This is a genomic window from Streptomyces antioxidans (assembly GCF_000968685.2).
Taxonomy (GTDB): Bacteria; Actinomycetota; Actinomycetes; order Streptomycetales; family Streptomycetaceae; genus Streptomyces; species Streptomyces antioxidans.
The window spans coordinates 13,747-31,788 of the sequence record NZ_LAKD02000121.1 but is presented as its reverse complement, the minus strand read 5'-3'; the positions used below and the strand labels follow the sequence as shown (position 1 = coordinate 31,788).

The window sequence follows — 18,042 nt, the reverse complement described above, 5'->3', positions numbered from 1 at the left end:
GCTTAGAGGAGCCGGCCGCAGCGAAAAGAGCCTCCAGGTGCTCCCGGAATTTCCGCTTTCCCTTGTGCTCCGTCATGCGGAAATGATCTTTCAGCGCTGTCAGACGGCTTCCAGGTCGACAGTGACGGAGAAGGGCGCGGCGGTCTTGATGGCGCCGGTGAACATGTCGCCGTCCCTGTAAGCCTTGGTGGCGGGGTCGAGGACATAGGTATAGATGATGGGGACACCGGTGGCGGCCTGCTCGACCCGCCAGTAGAAGGGGATGCCGGCTTTGGCGTACTGGTCCACCTTCACGATCCGGTCAGTTGTTTCCGAACCGGGCGACACGACCTCGATGACCAGAAGCACGTGCTCGGGACGGGTGGGTGTGAGGTCGATGGTCTCCGCCCGGTAGACGATGACGTCCGGACGGCGGTTGGTGAGCGGAACGTCCTGCAGGCGGACGTCGAAGTCCGTGTCGGCGTTCCAGTCCGGGCCTGCGGCGGCGTCCAGGGCATTGGCCAGGATCCGCGCCAGCCGGTTGTGCCGTTTGGAGGCGCTCGGGCTCACAACGACCATCCCGTCCACGATCTCGATGCCGGCGCACTGCTCCTCGGACCAGGAGTCGTACTGTTCCGCGCTGATCTGCGCATGCATCCACGCGGGCGCCACCATCTCGGCAGTCATGATGTACCTCCTTCGAGAGGCCTTGGCAGGTCCGGCGCTGCTGCGCCCAGCCTACTGTTTCGAGGTGCCGGGCTGCCCGACCCCGCGGAAGCGCCAGGAAGGGTTTGATGCCAACCTTCGGATGCCAACCTTCGGAGGACGAGTTGCCCACCATGTGATGGCCCATAAGCGCAATTCGGCCAAGCGGGGGCTGATGAAGGTTTCGCTGTTCGCGCCAGGCGCTGTGAGAGGCTGGAGCGTATGAACCGGCTAGCTGGTGCGACCTCGCCTTATCTGCTTCAGCACGCGGACAACCCGGTCGACTGGTGGCCCTGGTCGCCCGACGCGTTCGCGGAGGCCGAGCGGCGAGGGGCGCCGGTGCTGCTCAGCGTCGGGTACTCGGCCTGCCACTGGTGCCATGTCATGGCGCACGAGTCGTTCGAGGACAAGGCGACCGCCGACTATCTCAACGCCCACTTCGTCTCCGTGAAGGTCGACCGCGAGGAGCGGCCGGATGTCGACGCGGTGTATATGGAGGCGGTGCAGGCCGCCACCGGCCAGGGCGGCTGGCCCATGACGGTCTTCCTGACCCCCGAGGCCCAGCCGTTCTACTTCGGCACGTACTTCCCGCCCCGCCCCCGGCCTGGGATGCCGTCCTTCCGGCAGGTGCTGGAGGGTGTGAGCGCCGCCTGGTCGGATCGCCGCGACGAGGTGCGGGATGTCGCCGGGCGGATCGTGGAGGACCTGTCCCAGCGCGGCGGTATCGCCCTGGGCTCGGACGCGCCGCAGCCGCCGGGCGAGGAGGATCTGCACAGCGCGCTCATGGCCCTGACCCGCGAATTCGACGCCATCCGCGGCGGGTTCGGCGGTGCGCCGAAGTTCCCGCCGTCCATGGCGCTGGAGTTCCTGCTGCGCCACTATGCCCGCACCGGCTCCGAGGGCGCGCTCCAGATGGTGTCGGCCACCTGCGAGGCGATGGCCCGCGGGGGTATCTACGACCAGCTCGGTGGCGGTTTCGCCCGCTATTCCGTCGACGCCACCTGGACCGTGCCGCACTTCGAGAAGATGCTGTATGACAACGCGCTGCTGTGCCGCGTGTACGCCCATCTCTGGCGGGCCACCGGCTCGGACCTCGCGCGCCGGGTCGCCCTGGAGACGGCGGACTTCATGGTCCGTGAGCTGCGCACCCAACAGGGCGGCTTCGCCTCCGCGCTGGACGCCGACAGCGACGACGGCACCGGCAGGCATGTCGAGGGCGCGTACTACGTGTGGACCCCCGAGCGGCTGAGCGAGGTGCTGGGGGAGGCCGACGCGGAGTTCGCCGCCGGGTATTTCGGCGTCACGCGGGAGGGCACCTTCGAGCACGGGGCCTCCGTGCTCCAGCTGCCCGATGGAGAGCGGCTGACGGACGCCGCCCGCGTCTGCTCCGTACGGGAGCGGCTGCTGGCCGCCAGGGAGCTGCGGGCCCGGCCCGGCCGCGACGACAAGATCGTCGCGGCGTGGAACGGGCTGGCCATCGCGGCGCTCGCCGAGACCGGTGCCTATTTCGACCGCCCCGACCTGGTGAACGCCGCGACCGAAGCCGCCGAGCTGCTGGTTCGCATCCACATGGACCAGCGCGGGCGGCTGGCCCGCACCTCGCTCGACGGCACCGCGGGTGGCCACGCGGGCGTGCTCGAGGACTACGGGGATGTGGCCGAGGGCTTCCTCGCGCTCGCCGCCGTCAGCGGCGACAGCGCGTGGGTGGAGTTCGCCGGGCTGCTCCTGGACACCGTGCTGAGCCGGTTCACGGACGAGGACGGCACGCTGTTCGACACCGCCGACGACGCCGAGGCGCTCATCCGCCGCCCCCAGGACCCGACGGACAACGCGGCGCCGTCCGGCTGGACGGCCGCCGCGGGGGCCCTGCTGTCCTATGCCGCCATCACTGGTGGAGCGCGCCATCGGGAGGGTGCCGAGCGTGCCCTCGCCGTGGTGCGGGCCCTCGGCTCCCGGGTGCCGCGCTTCGTCGGCTGGGGCCTGGCCGTGGCCGAGGCCCGGCTCGACGGGCCGCGCGAGGTGGCCGTGGTCGGCCCCGACGACGATCCGGCGACCCGCGCCCTGCACCGTGCCGCGCTGCTCGCCACCGCCCCGGGGGTGGTCGTCGCGGTCGGCGAGCCCGGCTCCGACGAGCTCCCGCTCCTGCAGGACCGCCCCCTCCTGGAGGGCCGCCCGGCGGCATACGTCTGCCGCGGCTTCACCTGCGATGCGCCTACGGCCGATGTCGAGGCCCTGACGGCCAAGCTGGGGGGTTGAGCGCGGGCGGGGCTGCTCCGGCAGGCTGGGGGCTGAGCTTGGGTGGGACCGCGCCCCGGCCGGGGGTGCGCATGGACCGCGGTTACGCCTGCGGCGGGCGTTCCCCGACCCGCCCCTTCCCGAACCAGGGGCTCCGCCCCTGGACCCCGGAGGGGCTGATTTCAGCCCCTCCGGCGCTTGAGCAGCGGGGCCCGGGGTGGAACCGGTTGTGGTGGGCGGCTCGGACTGCTGGCCCTCGGCCCGGCCCGGCTGGCCCTTGGCTCGGCTTGGGTCGCCCGTCGGACTGGCTTGGGTTGTCCTCGGGCTTGCTCGGGCTGGCTTTGGGCCCGCCCTGCGGTTGGCTCTGGGGTGCTTCGGGGTTGGCCTCGGCTCGGGCCGGGTTGGTCTTCGGCTCGGCTTGGGTCGCCCGTCGGACTGGCTTGGGTTGTCCTCGGGCTTGCTCGGGCTTGCTTTCGGCCTGCCCTGCGGTTGGCTCTGGGGTGCTTCGGGGTTGGCCTCGGCTCGGGCCGGGTTGGTCTTCGGACCGGCTTGGGTCGCCTTCGGACCGGCTCAGGCTGGCCCTTGGCGCGGCTTGGGGTGCCTTGCTGGTCGTAGAGCCTTCACAGCGGCAGGCCTCGGGCGAGCAGATCGAGCGTTCGGTTGATGGCCGTCGCCATGTTCTCGGCGCATGTGGTGGCTGTGGGGGTGGGGGTGGTGGCGGTTGCCGCGGTTGCCGTCGGGCCGTGGTCCAGGCAGTGGAAGACGGCCTCCCGCAGGGCGCCCAGGACGGCGCCCACCGCGATCCGTACCTCGAAGTCGTCCGGGGCCCGGCCGCCGCGCTCGGCCAGGGCCTCGCGCAGCAGCCCACCGCTGTCGGCCAGACAGCCGCTCATCCGAGCGCGCAGCGCTGGGACCTCTCGTATGAGGCGCAGCCGGGCCAGCAGTTCCTCGCGTTCCTCGCCCGCCGAGGGCCCCAGCAGCCCCACCAGCGCATGGCGCAGGGAGACGGCCGGGGGTTCGTCCGGCGGGCGGTCGCGGATCGCCTCCGCCATGAGCGCGTCGTACTCGTCCGTGAGGACGATGTCCTCCTTGGCCGGGAAGTAGCGGAAGACGGTGCTGGTGGAGACGTCGGCGGCCCGTGCGATCCGGTCCACCGGAGTGGCCTCGTAGCCCTGCTCCGCGAAGAGCCGCAGGGCAGCGCGCCGGATCGCCTGCCGGGTCTTGATCTTCTTCCGTTCGCGCAGCCCGCGCCCGGGCTCGTGGTCGGACCGCGACGTGGGTCCGTGGCCGGTCCGGGACGCGGGCGGTGTGTCCTCGGGCATCTCAGGCGTGCTGATACGCCACCAGGGAGATCCCGATGTAGTGCACGACGAAGGCGGCCAGCGTGAAGCTGTGGAACAGCTCGTGGAAGCCGAACCAGCGGGGCGACGGGTTGGGGCGCTTGGTGCCGTAGATCACCGCGCCCACGCTGTAGAGCAGCCCGCCGACGACGATCAGCGTCATCACCGTGATGCCGCCGGTGCGCAGGAAGTCGGGCAGGAAGAAGACGGCCGCCCAGCCCAGCGCGATGTAGCACGGGGTGTACAGCCAGCGGGGGGCGCCGACCCAGAAGACCCGGAAGGCGATTCCGGCGAGCGCCCCGGCCCACACCAGCCACAGCAGCAGCTGCTGTTTGCCCTGGGGCAGAAGCAGCAGGGTGAAGGGCGTATAGGTGCCCGCGATGATCAGGAAGATATTGGCGTGGTCCAGCCGCCGCAGCACCGCGGCGGTGCGCGGACCCCAATTGCCGCGGTGGTACAGGGCGCTGGTGCCGAACAGCGCACATGCGGTGAGCGTGTAGATGGCGCAGGCCAGCCGCCCGCGCGGACTGTCGGCGAGGGCTGTCAGCACCACACCCGAGACCAGCGCCGCGGGGAACATGCCGGCATGGAGCCAGCCGCGCAGCATCGGCTTCAGCGGGAGCGGTGGGGTCGCTTCGGGCCCTGGGGGATTCTCAACGGCGGCATCGGGCGCGGCGGCAGTCATGGCGCTCATGCTACCTACGCCACCGTAAGTTACCGATCCATGTCGAGTGGTGATGGTCACCAAGGCGCCCACTGGACAGATGCCCCGTACAGTCGGATGATCAAATGAGCGCGGTCGGCACCGGATGAGCTGAGCATCCGGGTCGCAGCCCCCAAGGGGTAGCTGTCTCCATAAACGGATATGAGTGCACATATCCGTCCAAACCCTCAATCAAGACGCCGGAGCATGTGCGGTTCCGGCGGGATGGAGCGATCGTGGCGCCCAGCAATGTGGCTTCCTCCCTCACGACCACCCCGAACACCACCACCCCGAACACCACCACCCCGAGCCCCACGAACCACCAGGAGCTCGTCTCCTGGGTCCGCGAGATCGCCGCCCTCACCCAGCCCGACCGGGTGGTGTGGTGCGACGGCTCGGAGGCGGAGTACGACCGCCTGTGCGCGGAGCTCGTCGAGAAGGGCACCTTCACCCGCCTTGACCCGATCAAGCGCCCCAACTCGTACTACGCCGCCTCCGACCCGAGCGATGTGGCGCGCGTCGAGGACCGTACGTTCATATGCTCCGAGAAGGAGGCGGACGCGGGCCCGACCAACCACTGGAAACACCCCGACGAGATGCGAGAGATCTTCGCCGGGGAGCAGGGGGTCTTCCGGGGTTCGATGCGCGGCCGGACCATGTACGTCGTGCCCTTCTGCATGGGCCCGCTCGGCTCGCCGCTCTCCGCGGTCGGTGTCGAGATCACCGACTCCGCCTATGTGGCGGTCTCCATGCGCACCATGACCCGCATGGGGCAGGAGGTCCTTGACGTCCTCGGGGACGAGGGCTTCTTCGTCAAGGCCGTGCACACCCTCGGCGCCCCGCTGGAGCCGGGCCAGGTCGATGTGCCGTGGCCGTGCAACCCGACCAAGTACATCTCGCACTTCCCTGAGACGCGGGAGATCTGGTCGTACGGCTCCGGCTACGGCGGCAACGCCCTGCTCGGCAAGAAGTGCTACGCCCTGCGCATCGCCTCCGTGATGGCGCGGGACGAGGGCTGGCTCGCCGAGCACATGCTGATCCTCAAGCTCACCCCGCCGCGCGGCGAGGCCAAGTACGTGGCCGCGGCGTTCCCGAGCGCGTGCGGCAAGACCAATCTCGCGATGCTGGAGCCGACCATCCCGGGCTGGACGGTCGAGACGATCGGCGATGACATCGCCTGGATGCGGTTCGGCGAGGACGGCAGGCTGTACGCGATCAACCCCGAGGCGGGCTTCTTCGGGGTCGCGCCCGGCACCGGTGAGCACACCAACGCCAACGCGATGAAGACCCTGTGGGGGAACTCGGTCTTCACCAATGTGGCGCTCACCGACGACGGCGATGTGTGGTGGGAGGGCATGACCGAGGAGCCGCCCGCCCATCTGACCGACTGGAAGGGCAACGACTGGACCCCGGCGAGCGAGACGCCCGCGGCCCACCCCAACGCCCGCTTCACCGTCCCGGCCGGTCAGTGCCCGATCATCGCGCCCGAATGGGAGGACCCCAAGGGCGTGCCGATCTCGGCGATCCTCTTCGGCGGCCGCCGGGCCAGCGCCGTTCCGCTGGTGACCGAGTCCTTCGACTGGCAGCACGGTGTCTTCCTCGGCGCCAACGTGGCGAGCGAGAAGACCGCCGCGGCCGAGGGCAAGGTCGGCGAGCTGCGCCGCGACCCGTTCGCCATGCTGCCGTTCTGCGGCTACAACATGGGCGACTACATGGGCCATTGGGTGGAGGTCGGCAAGAACGCCGACGCCGCCGAGCTGCCGAAGATCTACTACGTCAACTGGTTCCGCAAGGACGCCGCCGGGCGCTTCGTCTGGCCGGGCTTCGGCGAGAACAGCCGGGTGCTGAAGTGGATCGTCGACCGCCTGGACGGCAGGGCCGAGGGCGTGGAGTCCCCGATCGGGGTGCTGCCGACGCCCGAGGCGCTGGACACCGACGGTCTGGACCTGGATGACGCCTCGCTGAAGCTGCTGCTCACGGTCGACAAGGAGGTCTGGCGTGATGAGGCCGGGCTGGTGCCCGAGCACCTGAACACCTTCGGCGAGCACACGCCCGAGGAGATGTGGGACGAGTACCACGCGCTGGTGAAGCGCCTGGGCTGAGCCGCCACCGCCACCGCGCTCCGTGGGCCGGGGCCCGTGCCGCAGCGCTGCGGCACGGGCCCCGGCCGTCTGTCTCAGGCCGCGAGGCCCAGGGCGGACGCGTGGGAGCGCATGCGCTCGGCCGCCAGCGTCGTGGCCGCCGTGTCCTCCCGGGACGTGGCCACGACCAGGGCCCATCCGGCCAGGGTGTGGGCGCGCTGGTGGAGGGCGGCGATATGCGTCGGGTCCGTGGCCGCCGTCGTGGGCGCCGCGCGCAGCGGGGCGCGGCCGTCGCGCAGCCGGGCGGCCTGCTCGGCGAGGCGCTGGGCGGCGTCGTCGAGGGAGGGGTCCGGGGTGAGGGTGCGCAGCTCGTCCGTCACGGTGAGCAGTGCGGTCAGATGTCCGGCCAGCCGGATGTCCAGCTCTTCCTCGCGGGATCGGTGCGGGAAGTCGGGCGTGGGCTCGGCCATGCTGTGGACCGACTTGGTGCGGATCGGTTCGTACATGGATGGCCTCCAGGAGGTGAGGAGACCATCCTAACTTAGACTCTGTCTAAAGTTGAGCGGCAACTAGAAGATTAGGGTTGGCCGTATCCGTCCAGGAAGTTCCCGATCCGGGTCACCGCGTCGGCCAGGTCCTTCTTGGCGGGCAGCGTCACGATGCGGAAGTGATCCGGCTCCGGCCAGTTGAACCCCGTGCCGTGCACGATCATGATCTTCTCGGCCCGCAGCAGATCCAGGACCATCTGCCGGTCGTCCTTGATCTTGTAGACCTTGGGGTCGAGCTTGGGGAACGCGTACAGCGCACCCTTGGGCTTGACGCAGGTGACGCCCGGGATCTGGGTCAGCAGCTCGTACGCCGTGTCCCGCTGCTCCACCAGCCTCCCGCCGGGGAGCACCAGGTCGTTGATCGACTGACGGCCGCCGAGCGCCGTGGCCACCGCGTGCTGCGCCGGCATATTGGCGCACAGCCGCATATTGGCCAGGATGGTCAGCCCCTCCAGATAGCTGGCGGCGTGCGACTTCGGGCCGCAGACCGCGAGCCAGCCGCTGCGGTAGCCCGCCACCCGGTACGCCTTGGAGAGCCCGTTGAAGGTGAGGGTCAGCAGGTCCGGGGCGACGGTGGTGGTCGGGGTGTGGGTGGCGCCGTCGTAGAGGATCTTGTCGTAGATCTCGTCCGAGCAGACGATCAGCTGGTGGCGGCGGGCGATGTCGGTGAGGCCGCGCAGCATCTCCTCGCCGTAGACGGCGCCCGTCGGGTTGTTCGGGTTGATGATGACGAGCGCCTTGGTGCGGTCGGTGACCTTGCGCTCGATGTCGGCGAGGTCCGGCAGCCAGTCCGATTGCTCATCGCAGCGGTAGTGGACGGCGGTGCCGCCCGCGAGCGAGACCGCGGCGGTCCACAGCGGATAGTCGGGGGCCGGGACAAGGACCTCGTCGCCGTCGTCCAGCAGCCCCTGCATCGACATCTGGATCAGCTCCGAGACGCCGTTGCCGAGGAAGATGTCCTCGACGTCGAGGTCGATGCCCTGGGTCTGGTAGTGCTGCATCACCGCGCGCCGCGCGGACAGCAGGCCCTTGGCGTCGCCGTAGCCGTGGGCGTCGCCGAGGTTCCGGAGCATGTCCTCGAGGATCTCCGGGGGGCATTCGAAGCCGAACGTCGCCGGATTCCCGGTGTTGAGCTTAAGGATGCGGTGTCCTGCCGCCTCCAGCCGCATCGCCTCCTCGAGCACCGGGCCACGGATTTCGTAGCAGACGTTGGCGAGCTTCGTGGACTGGATCACCTGCATGTCGGCCACCTTACGGCGGCGTATCCGCAGCCGCTCGGTGTTTTTCGCCACGTGGACGCCACGTGGACGGTGTGCGGGAGTGCCGGGCGGGGCGGCCGCGATCCCGTGCGCCGCACAGGCGCGCCAAGCCGCGCGGGATAACGAGTCTGTTTCCGGCGTTAATTTCCGCGAGAGAAGGGTTGGCCCGAACGGGTTGGCTGGCTATCGTTCACGCACTTCACCCAATCGTTCCGCTGAACGAGTAAGGGAAGGGTGCCCCCGTTCATGTCCCCGTCGATGTCCGAGATCCCCCACCGCATGAGGGCCGAGATCTCCCACCGCACCGCCCCCGCCGGGATACCGCGGCGCTCGGTGCTCACCGCCGCCGCGGCCGCCGCCGCGCTCGGTGGCTCCGCCGCGCTGACCGGCTGCTCGGGAGCCGCCTCCGCCTCCCCGTCGAGGGCCGTGCCCACCCGGGGCCCGGCCGGGCGGCCCGACCGCGGCGGCACCCTGCGCATCGCCCGCCCGCCCGCCTCCGACGCCGAGACCCTGGACCCCGCGAGCGCGCTGTCCGCGTACGAATACCTCGGCGCGCTCTACAACCGCCTCGTCCGGATCGCGCCCGACGGCACCGTCGCCCCCGACCTCGCCGAGTCCTGGGAGCCCGACGCCAAGGCGGCCACCTGGACCTTCCGGCTGCGCCGCGGCGTCACCTTCCACGACGGCCGCGCCTTCACCTCGGCCGACGCCGCCTACACCCTGCGCCACATCCTGGACAAGGCGACCGCCTCCCCGCAGGCCCCCGTGCTGTCCCCGCTGGTCGACCCGGGGCGGCTGCGCACCCCCGACGCCCACACCCTCGTCGTTCCCCTGAAGAGCCCGCACGCCGAGTTCCCCAGCCTGCTCACCCACTACAACTGCTACGTCGTGCCCGAGGGCAGCGCGGGCTCCATCGGCCGCACCGGCATCGGCACCGGCCCCTTCCGGCTCGTCTCCTTCGCCGCCGCCGGGCCCGGCCGGGTCACCGCCTACGCCGACCACTGGGCCGGGCGCCCGGTCCTGGACGCGATCGACTTCTACACCGTGGCCGATATGCAGGCCCGCTCCAACGCCCTGCTCGCCGGGCAGGTCGATCTGCTCTCCCAGACCAATCTCGACTTCGCCACCGCCCGGGTCATCGCCGCCTCCGACCGCGCCACCATCGCCCGCGCCGAGAACGCCCAGTGGTACGTGCTGCCGATGCTCACCACCGAGAAGCCCTTCACCGATCTGCGGGTGCGGCAGGCGATGAAGCTCGCCTACGACCCCGCGCACATCCTGAAGGCCGCCCTCCAGGGCGCGGGCACGGCCGGGTGGGACAACCCCGTCCCGCCGAACGACCCCGCCCATATCGCCGCCCACCCCGCCCATGACCCCGAGAAGGCCCGCCACCTGCTGAGGCGGGCCGGGCACGAGCGGCTGGCGATGGACCTCCACACCTCCTCCTACGACCCGATCTTCACGCCCATGGCCCTCGCCTACCAGGAGTCGGCCGCGCGGGCGGGCATCCGGATCCGGGTCAAGACCGCCGCCGCGGACTCGTACTACACCCAGATCTGGATGAAGAAGCCGCTCATGGCCACCTACTGGTACACCGGGCGCCCCGTCGACCAGCTGCTCAACCAGGTCTTCCGCGGCGGCTCCTCGTACAACGAGACCGCCTGGTCGGACAAGGAGTTCGACGCGCTGCTCGACCGGGCCCGCCGGGAGACCGACACCGGCCGCAGGCGCGAGCTGTACGGACAGGCGCAGACGATCGTCGTCGAGCGGGGCGGGGCGATCACCCCGATGTTCGCCGACCGGCTCGTCGGGATCTCCCGCAAGGTGCGCGGCTACGCCGAGCACGGCTTCGAGTTCGACTACCTGCACATCGGGCTGAAGGGGGCGTGATGTTCTCCTTCCTCCTCCGCCGGGTGGCCGCCGCGCTCGGCACCCTGCTGCTTTCCTCGGTCATGGTCTTCCTCGCCGTCCAGGCGCTGCCCGGCGATGTCGCCACCCAGGTGCTCGGCAGGGACGCCACCCCCGACGCGGTCGCCGCGCTGCGCCAGCAGATGGGTCTGGACCGGCCCGCCTGGGAGCGGTACTTCGACTGGATCAAGGGCGCGCTGCACGGCGACTTCGGCACCTCGCTGGTCACCACCAAGCCGGTGGGCGGCGAGGTCGCCCAGTACCTCGGCAACTCCGCGCTCATCGCCGTCGTCACCGTCCTCTTCGCGGTCACCGGCTCGGTCGTCCTCGGCGTCCTGGCCGGGCTCTACCGCGACCGCTGGCCGGACCACCTGATCTCCACGGTCAGCCTGGTCGGGATGAGCGTCCCCGAATTCGTCGTGGCCACGGTGCTGGTGCTCGCCTTCTCCGTCACCGTGCCGGTGCTCCCCGCGGTGGTGCTGTACGGGCCGGGGGCCGGGGTCGGGCAGCTGCTCCCGGCGGTGTGGCTGCCCGCCGCCTCGCTCGCGATCGTCATGGCCGCGTACATCGTACGGATGGCCCGTACCTCGGTGATCGACGTCATGGCGAGCGAATACGTCACCACCGCCCGGCTCAAGGGGCTGACCACCTGGCGCGTGGTCACCCGGCACGCGCTGCCCAGCGCGCTGCTGCCCACGCTGCACGTCATCGCGCTCAATGTGGCCTGGCTGGTGGGCGGCGTCGCCGTGGTCGAGAACGTCTTCAACTACCCGGGCGTCGGGAAGCTGATGCTCACCTCCGTGCAGAACCGCGATCTGCCGGTCATCCAGGCGATCGCGCTCATCAGCGCGGTCGTCTACGTCAGCTGCAACCTGGCCGCCGACCTCGGGTCCATGGCCCTCAACCCCAAGCTCCGCACCCGAGGAGGGAGGATTCGATGAGCTCCCTGAAGCTGCCCGTGGGCGCGGCCGGGGCCGAGCCGTCCGACGCGGGCCCCGCGCCCGTACGGCCCGGATTCGCCGCCCGCACCTGGCGCACGGTGCGCTCCTCCCGCCCGGCCGTGATCGGGCTCGTGATCGTCGCCGTCCATGTGGTGGTCGCGCTGCTCGCCCCGCTGCTCACGCCCTACCACCCCACCACGGGCGACGCCGCGCACGCGCTGCTCGGGCCGAGCGCCGACCACTGGGCGGGCACCGACCAGTACGGGCGCGACGTGCTGACGCGGGTGCTGTACGGCGGGCGGTATGCACTCGGCGTCTCCGTCACCGCGACCCTCATCACCATCGCCCTCGGCACCGTCCTCGGCTGTGCCGCCGCGCTGCGCGGCGGCTGGCTGGACGATGTGGTGATGCGCGTCCTGGACGCGGTGCTGTCCATCCCCGCGATCCTCGTCCTGCTGGTGATCGTCACCGCGCTGGGCACCGGACCCTCGGTCATCGTGCTGGCCATCGCCGTCGTCTGCGTTCCCCAGGTGGTGCGGGTGGTGCGGGGCGCCGCGCTCGCCGTCGCCCCCCAGGACTACGTCACCGCGGCGCGGGCCCGGGGCGAGGGCACCTGGGCGATTCTGCGCCGCGAGGTGCTGCCCAACATCAGCGATGTGGTGTGCGTGGAGTTCGCGATGCGGGCGTCGTGGGTGGTGCTGCTGATCTCCTCGCTGTCCTTCCTCGGCTTCGGCGCGGATCCGCCCACTCCGGACTGGGGGCTGATGGTCTCGGAGAACCGCACCGCGATCACGGTGGTGCCGATGGCCAGCCTCGCGCCGATCATCGGTCTGGCCACGATGGTGGTCGGGCTCAACCTCGCGGCCGACGGCCTGTCGAAGGCGTGGGGCGTGGACCGGATCAGGGAGGGCGTCTGATGACCACGGCTCCCAAGGCCCCCATCGTGTCGGTGGACGAGCTGTCCGTCGCGTACCGCTCGGGCTCGGGCGGGCGCGAGGTGCCCGTCGTCCAGGAGGTGTCGCTTGAGGTGCGCCCCGGCCGGACGCTGGCCCTGGTCGGCGAGTCCGGCAGCGGCAAGTCGACGGTCGCCGCGACGCTTCTGGGGCATCTGCGGCACGGCTCACGGATCACGGGTGGGCGGGTCGCGGTGGACGGCGAGGACGTCTTCGCGCTGTCCGCGCGGGAGTTGCGGCGGCTGCGCGGCGGTACGGTCGCGATGGTCGCGCAGAACGCGGGTCACGCCCTGACGCCGTCCATGCGGATCGGACGGCAGATCGCGGAGGCGGGCGGCGAGGTGCCCGTCACGGACCTGCTGGAGCAGGTGCGGCTGGAGCGCCCGCGCGAGCTCGCCCGCCGCTATCCGCATGAGCTCTCCGGCGGACAGCAGCAGCGTGTCGCCATCGCCATGGCGATCGCGGCCCGGCCCAAGGTGCTGGTGCTGGACGAGCCCACGACCGGTCTCGATGTGATCACCCAGCGCGGGGTGCTGGACCTGATCGGCGCCCTGCGCGAGGAACTCGGCCTCGCGGCCGTCCTGGTCAGCCACGACCTGGGCGTGGTCGCGCGGATGGCGGACGAGGTGTGTGTGCTGAGCGCGGGCCGGGTGGTCGAGGCCGCCCCCACCCGGCGGCTCTTCGCCGCCCCCGCCGACCCGTACACCCGCCGCCTGCTGGCCAGCGTCCCGCGCATCGCGGACGCGGGGCTGGCGGTGGTGGGGGAGGACGGTACGCGGGAGATCCGGCCGAGGGCGGACTCGGTGGGCGCGGTGGACGTGGTCGACGTACGGGAGGTGACGATCGACTACGGGGCGAGCCGCGCCGTGGACGGGGTCTCCTTCAGGGTGCGGCGCGGTGAGGTGCTGGCCCTGGTGGGCGAGTCGGGGAGCGGCAAGTCGACGATCGCGTGGTCGCTGGCGGGGCTGCGGGCACCGTCGGGCGGAACGATGAGGGCTGCGGCTAGGGGCGGGGCTGGGGCTGTGGTTGGGGGCGGGTCGGGTGGCCGGTTGGGCGCCCGACCGGGCGGTGACGGCCCGCTGGGTGTGTCGTCCGGTGGCGACTCCGACGGCCTGGTTGGTGGCGCGTCGGGCGGTGACGGTCCGGTTGGTGGTTCGTTGGGTGGCTCGCGTGGTGGCTTGTCCGGCGTTGTGTCAGGGGCCGGGTCGGGTGGCCGGGCTGATGGTCCGCTGGGTGTGTCGTCCGGTGGCGACTCCGACGGCCCGGTTGGTGGCTCGTCGGGCGGCGACGGCCCGGTTGATGGCTCGTACGGTGGCGACGGCCCGCGTGGCGGCTCGCCGGGGAGCGATTCGAACGGCTCGTCTGGTGGCTCGTCCGGCACCTCGCCGGGCAGGGACGGCGACTTGGCCGCCCCCGCGCGGCGGCGGCCGCTCGCCCTGCGCCGTGCCGTCCAGCTCGTCTTCCAGAACGCCGACACCTCGCTCAATCCGCGGCGTTCGGTGGGCGATGCGGTGCGGCGACCGCTGCACTTCTTCGGCACGGCGGGGTCGCGGGGCGAGGCGGCGACGCGGGCCCGTCAGCTGATCGCCGACGTCCGCCTCGGCCCCGACTTCGCCGACCGGCTCCCCGCCCAGCTGTCCGGCGGCCAGCGCCAGCGCATCGGCATCGCGCGGGCGCTGGCCGGTGAGCCCGATCTGCTGATCGCGGACGAGATCACGACGGCGCTGGATGTGTCCGTACAGGCGGATGTGTTGCGCCTGCTGGACGATCTGCGCCGGGAGCGCGAGCTGGCCTGCCTGTTCATCAGCCATGACCTGGCGGTGGTGCGGGGGATCGCGGACCGGGTGGTGGTGCTGCGGCACGGGGTGGTGGTGGAGGAGGGTCCGACGGACGCGGTCTTCGCGGTTCCGGGCCACCCGTACACGAGGGCGCTGATGGCGGCGGCGCTGGAGCCGGATCCGGAGGCCGAGGGTGCCGTCGCCGCCGCTGAGGAGTGGGCGGACGCGGCGGAGCCGGGGGCGCTCTGGGACGACCTGGGCGGTGGCCACCGAGTGCGGCGCTGGCGGCCAGCGGATGGCTAGGGTCTGTCGGCAAAGGGGGCGTCCGGCCGCGAGCGGCGTCTGGTGCGGTGCCTCGCAAGGCGGAGCGTCGCCCTCGTACTGGGCGTACTTGGGCGACGCGACAACGCAGCGAGGTGCCGTGCCAGGCGCCGGGAGCAGGGTGCCCCCTCTGACGACAGACCCTAGCCCCCACCCCGCCCCTTCCCGAACCGGGGCTCGGCCCCGGTCCCCGCTGGGGCTCCGCCCCAGGAGCCGCCCCCCGAGGTATCGCCGCCGCCCGTACCCCGGTGGCCGGGCTGTGCCCGTCCGTTCCGCCGCCAGCTACCGCTGGGAGTGCGGCGCTGGCGGTCAGCGGATGGCTAGCCCCCAGCCCGCCCCTTCCCGAACCCGGTCTGCGTCCCTTGAGCTTTCGTCGCCACGCGCGGCCTGGTGGCCGGGTTGTGCCCACCCGTTCCGCCCCGCGGAACGATTGCCCACAACCAGGCGACTGGCCCTGTGCCCACCAGGCCGCGCAACTCAAGCCCCTCCGGCGTTTGAGGAGCGGGGGCCGGGGGTGGAGCCCATGGTTCGGGAAGGGGCGGGGTGGGGGAGTTGCCCGCCGCAGGCGCACCCGCACCCGCACCCGCACGCGTACCCACACCGCACCCCCAACCCCCGCCAGAGGAGATTCGTGAAGTACCGCGAGACGTTCGACCGCGAGGTGCTGGTCGAGGACGTGTGGATCCCCACCCGGGACGGGAAGACGCGGCTGCACGCACGGATCTGGCGGCCGGTGGACGCGGGTACCGCCCCCGTCCCCGCCCTGCTCGAATACCTCCCGTACCGCAAGAGTGACTGGACCGCCCCGCGCGACGCGCAGCGTCACCCCTGGTACGCCGGGCACGGCTACGCCTCCGTACGGGTCGATCTGCGCGGCAGCGGGGATTCGGAGGGCGTGATGCTCGACGAGTACACGGCGACCGAGCTCGCCGACGGCGTCGATGTCGTCAACTGGCTGGCCGCACAGCCCTGGTGCACCGGCAAGGTGGGCATGTTCGGCATCTCCTGGGGCGGCTTCAACTCCCTCCAGATCGCCGCCTTCCGCCCCGCCCCGCTGAAGGCGGTCGTCACCGTCTGCTCCACCGACGACCGTTACGACAACGACGTCCACTACACCGGCGGCGCCGTCCTCGGCATCGACATGCTCGCGTGGGCCGGGACCATGCTCGCGTTCACCGCCCGCCCCCCGCACCCCGCCTCTGTCGGCGAGGACCGCTGGCTGCCGATGTGGCGGGAGCGGCTTGACGCGCTGGAGCCGTATCTCCACACCTGGCTCGCCCATCAGGAGCGGGACGCCTACTGGCGGCACGGCAGCGTCTGCGAGGACTACGGCGCGATCGGGGCCGCCGTGCTCGCGGTCGGCGGCTGGGCCGATCCGTACCGGGACACCGTGCTGCGCCTGCTGGAACACCTCGACGCGCCCGTACGGGGGCTCATCGGCCCCTGGTCGCACCAGTACCCGGACCGTGGGCTGCCCCCGGGCCCGGCGATCGGCTTCCTCCAGGAGACCCTGCGCTGGTGGGACCACTGGCTCAAGGACGAGCCGACCGGCGTGCTGGACGAGCCGATCCTCCGTGCCTGGATCAACGACCCCGTACCGCCCGCCACCTCATACGCGACGATGCCCGGCCGCTGGGTCGGCGAGGACGCCTGGCCGTCGCCGTCCGTCCGCTGGGACGAACGCCCGCTCGGCGGCCCGGCCGACGAGCCGGTGATCGTACGCTCCCCGCTCCACACCGGCCTTGACGCGGGCCGTTTCTTCCCCTTCGGCAACGCCACCGATCTGCCGCCCGACCAGCGCGCGGAGGACGGCCGTTCGGTCTGTTTCGACTCGGCGGCACTGCGCGAGCGGGTCGAGATCCTGGGCCGCCCCCGGATACGGCTGCGGCTGGACAGCGCCACCCCGCGCGCCCATGTCATCGTCCGGGTCTGCGATGTGGCACCCGACGGCTCCTCCACCCTGGTCACCCGGGGCGTGCTCAACCTGATGTCCCGGAAGGGGCGGGAGCGGGCGGTGGAGTGGCGGCCGGGGACGTACGAGGACGTGGAGTTCGAGCTGAACGCGACGGGGTACGCCTTCCCGCCCGGCCACCGGGTCAGGGTCGCGGTCTCGGACGCGTACTGGCCGTGGGTCTGGCCGCACGGCGAGCGCGGCCAGCTGACCGTATGGCCGGGTGGGAGCGCGCTGCTGCTGCCCGTACGCGACCCGGGCGCGGACGCCGCACGCGAGCAGCCGATCACCTTCGAGGAGCCCGAGCAGGCCCCGCCGCTCCCCGTGACCACCGCCCCGTCCGCCGAACCCCGCCCCGAACGCACCGTCACCCATGACGTCGCCACGGGGGAGTGGACGCTGGAGGTGGACCCCAACTACGGCGGCTCCCGCACCTATCCGGACGGGCTGCGCTACGAGGAGAGCGCCCGCGAGACCTACCGCATCCGCTCCGACGATCCGCTGTCGGCCGTGGCAAGCTCTCGGTGGACCATCCGGCTGCGGCGCGGGGACTGGGAGGCGGAGGTCGTCACCGCCATGGAACTGCGGGCCACGGCGGAGGAATTCATCATGGACAGCAGCATCGAGGCACGGGCGAACGGAGAGACAGTGGCCACGCGCGCATGGCACCGCACCACACCGAGGACGTCCGCGTGACGTCCCGGTCCGAGCGCCGCCCACCGCGCCGCGCCGTCGCCGCCTCCGCCCGCACCCGGCAGCCCACCGAGGTGCGCCGCCGGCTGATCGTGGAGGCCGCGGTGCCGCTCATCGCGGAGCGCGGCACCAAGGCGGTGGGGGTGCGCGAGGTGGCGGCCGCGGCCGGGGTGTCGGTCGGCACGGTCACGTACCACTTCGAGAGCGTGCAGGAAGTGCTCTCCGAGGCGATGGTGCTGCACATCGAGCGCTACTACGCCGCGCTGAGCGACGCCGCGGGGCAGGCCACCAGCGGCGCGGAGGGGCTGCGACTGCTCGTCGACGCGCTCTTCACGGAGGACACGGACCGGCACTGGCGGATGTGGTTCGACTACTGGAACGCGGGCGAACGGGACGAGGCCTTCGCCCGTGGCCAGGCCGAGCGGTACGAGAGCTGGCACGGCGAGATCCGGGCCCTGGTGGAACGGGGCCGCGCCGAGGGCGACTTCCGCTGCGACGACCCGGCCGACTTCGCCCTCCGCTTCTCCGCCCTGGCCGACGGCCTCGCCCTGCGCCGCCTCCGCCAGGTCCCGGCCCTGAGCGTGCCCGCCGCCCGGCGCCATCTGCGGCGCTTCGTGGACGCGGAGCTGCGGGGCTGAGGCTCGGGT

Annotated in this window: 13 protein-coding genes; 8 read left to right on the top strand and 5 right to left on the bottom strand. The window is 71.8% G+C overall.

Translation table 11 applies throughout. The features are described from left to right. Nucleotides 1–99: 99 nt before the first annotated feature. Nucleotides 100–666, bottom strand: a complete 567-nt coding sequence (locus tag VT50_RS34750) for a Uma2 family endonuclease (protein WP_046086918.1) — start codon at nucleotides 664–666, stop codon at nucleotides 100–102. Nucleotides 667–906: 240 nt separating this feature from the next. Between VT50_RS34750 and VT50_RS34745 the strand changes: the two genes are divergently transcribed. Then, a complete protein-coding gene (locus VT50_RS34745; protein ID WP_046086919.1) occupies nucleotides 907–2,940 on the top strand; it encodes a thioredoxin domain-containing protein in 2,034 nt (677 codons plus the stop codon). A gap of 599 nt (nucleotides 2,941–3,539) precedes the next feature. On the opposite strand, the gene VT50_RS34740 is transcribed toward VT50_RS34745, so the two are convergent. After that, nucleotides 3,540–4,241, bottom strand: a complete 702-nt coding sequence (locus tag VT50_RS34740; protein WP_053048602.1) for a TetR/AcrR family transcriptional regulator — start codon at nucleotides 4,239–4,241, stop codon at nucleotides 3,540–3,542. Nucleotide 4,242: 1 nt separating this feature from the next. Beyond that, the gene (gene trhA, locus VT50_RS34735; RefSeq protein ID WP_046086920.1) at nucleotides 4,243–4,944 is read right to left on the bottom strand and encodes a PAQR family membrane homeostasis protein TrhA; all 702 of its coding nucleotides are present in this window, start codon (nucleotides 4,942–4,944) and stop codon (nucleotides 4,243–4,245) included. A 269-nt stretch (nucleotides 4,945–5,213) separates the two neighbouring features. Here trhA and VT50_RS34730 point away from each other — a divergent pair, with 269 nt between their 5' ends. After that, nucleotides 5,214–7,064 carry a phosphoenolpyruvate carboxykinase (GTP) gene (locus VT50_RS34730; RefSeq protein WP_046086939.1) on the top strand — a complete coding sequence of 617 codons (1,851 nt, stop codon included), beginning with the start codon at nucleotides 5,214–5,216 and terminating at the stop codon, nucleotides 7,062–7,064. Nucleotides 7,065–7,138: 74 nt separating this feature from the next. On the opposite strand, the gene VT50_RS34725 is transcribed toward VT50_RS34730, so the two are convergent. Both VT50_RS34725 and VT50_RS34720 read right to left on the bottom strand, forming a co-directional pair. After that, nucleotides 7,139–7,549 carry an SCO4983 family protein gene (locus tag VT50_RS34725; RefSeq protein WP_046086921.1) on the bottom strand — a complete coding sequence of 137 codons (411 nt, stop codon included), beginning with the start codon at nucleotides 7,547–7,549 and terminating at the stop codon, nucleotides 7,139–7,141. A gap of 71 nt (nucleotides 7,550–7,620) precedes the next feature. Then, entirely contained in the window at nucleotides 7,621–8,832 is a 1,212-nt protein-coding gene (locus VT50_RS34720) for a pyridoxal phosphate-dependent aminotransferase (RefSeq protein ID WP_046086922.1), read from the bottom strand. A gap of 264 nt (nucleotides 8,833–9,096) precedes the next feature. Here VT50_RS34720 and VT50_RS34715 point away from each other — a divergent pair, with 264 nt between their 5' ends. From VT50_RS34715 to VT50_RS34685, 6 genes are all read left to right on the top strand, one after another. Continuing rightward, entirely contained in the window at nucleotides 9,097–10,740 is a 1,644-nt protein-coding gene (locus VT50_RS34715; RefSeq protein ID WP_240529425.1) for an ABC transporter substrate-binding protein, read from the top strand. Then, the gene (locus tag VT50_RS34710; RefSeq protein WP_046086923.1) at nucleotides 10,740–11,699 is read left to right on the top strand and encodes an ABC transporter permease; all 960 of its coding nucleotides are present in this window, start codon (nucleotides 10,740–10,742) and stop codon (nucleotides 11,697–11,699) included. The genes VT50_RS34715 and VT50_RS34710 overlap by 1 nt, the downstream gene beginning before the upstream one ends. Then, nucleotides 11,696–12,616, top strand: coding sequence for an ABC transporter permease (locus VT50_RS34705; protein WP_107424952.1), 921 nt, complete (start codon nucleotides 11,696–11,698; stop codon nucleotides 12,614–12,616). Before VT50_RS34710 ends, VT50_RS34705 begins: the two co-directional genes overlap by 4 nt. Then, entirely contained in the window at nucleotides 12,616–14,733 is a 2,118-nt protein-coding gene (locus VT50_RS40765) for a dipeptide ABC transporter ATP-binding protein (RefSeq protein WP_276207362.1), read from the top strand. Before VT50_RS34705 ends, VT50_RS40765 begins: the two co-directional genes overlap by 1 nt. 649 nt (nucleotides 14,734–15,382) lie before the next feature. After that, nucleotides 15,383–17,398 (top strand): CocE/NonD family hydrolase, encoded by a 2,016-nt coding sequence (locus VT50_RS34690; RefSeq protein ID WP_046089960.1) that lies wholly within the window; start codon nucleotides 15,383–15,385, stop codon nucleotides 17,396–17,398. Beyond that, nucleotides 17,395–18,033 carry a TetR family transcriptional regulator C-terminal domain-containing protein gene (locus tag VT50_RS34685; protein ID WP_240529424.1) on the top strand — a complete coding sequence of 213 codons (639 nt, stop codon included), beginning with the start codon at nucleotides 17,395–17,397 and terminating at the stop codon, nucleotides 18,031–18,033. Before VT50_RS34690 ends, VT50_RS34685 begins: the two co-directional genes overlap by 4 nt. Nucleotides 18,034–18,042 lie beyond the last annotated feature (9 nt).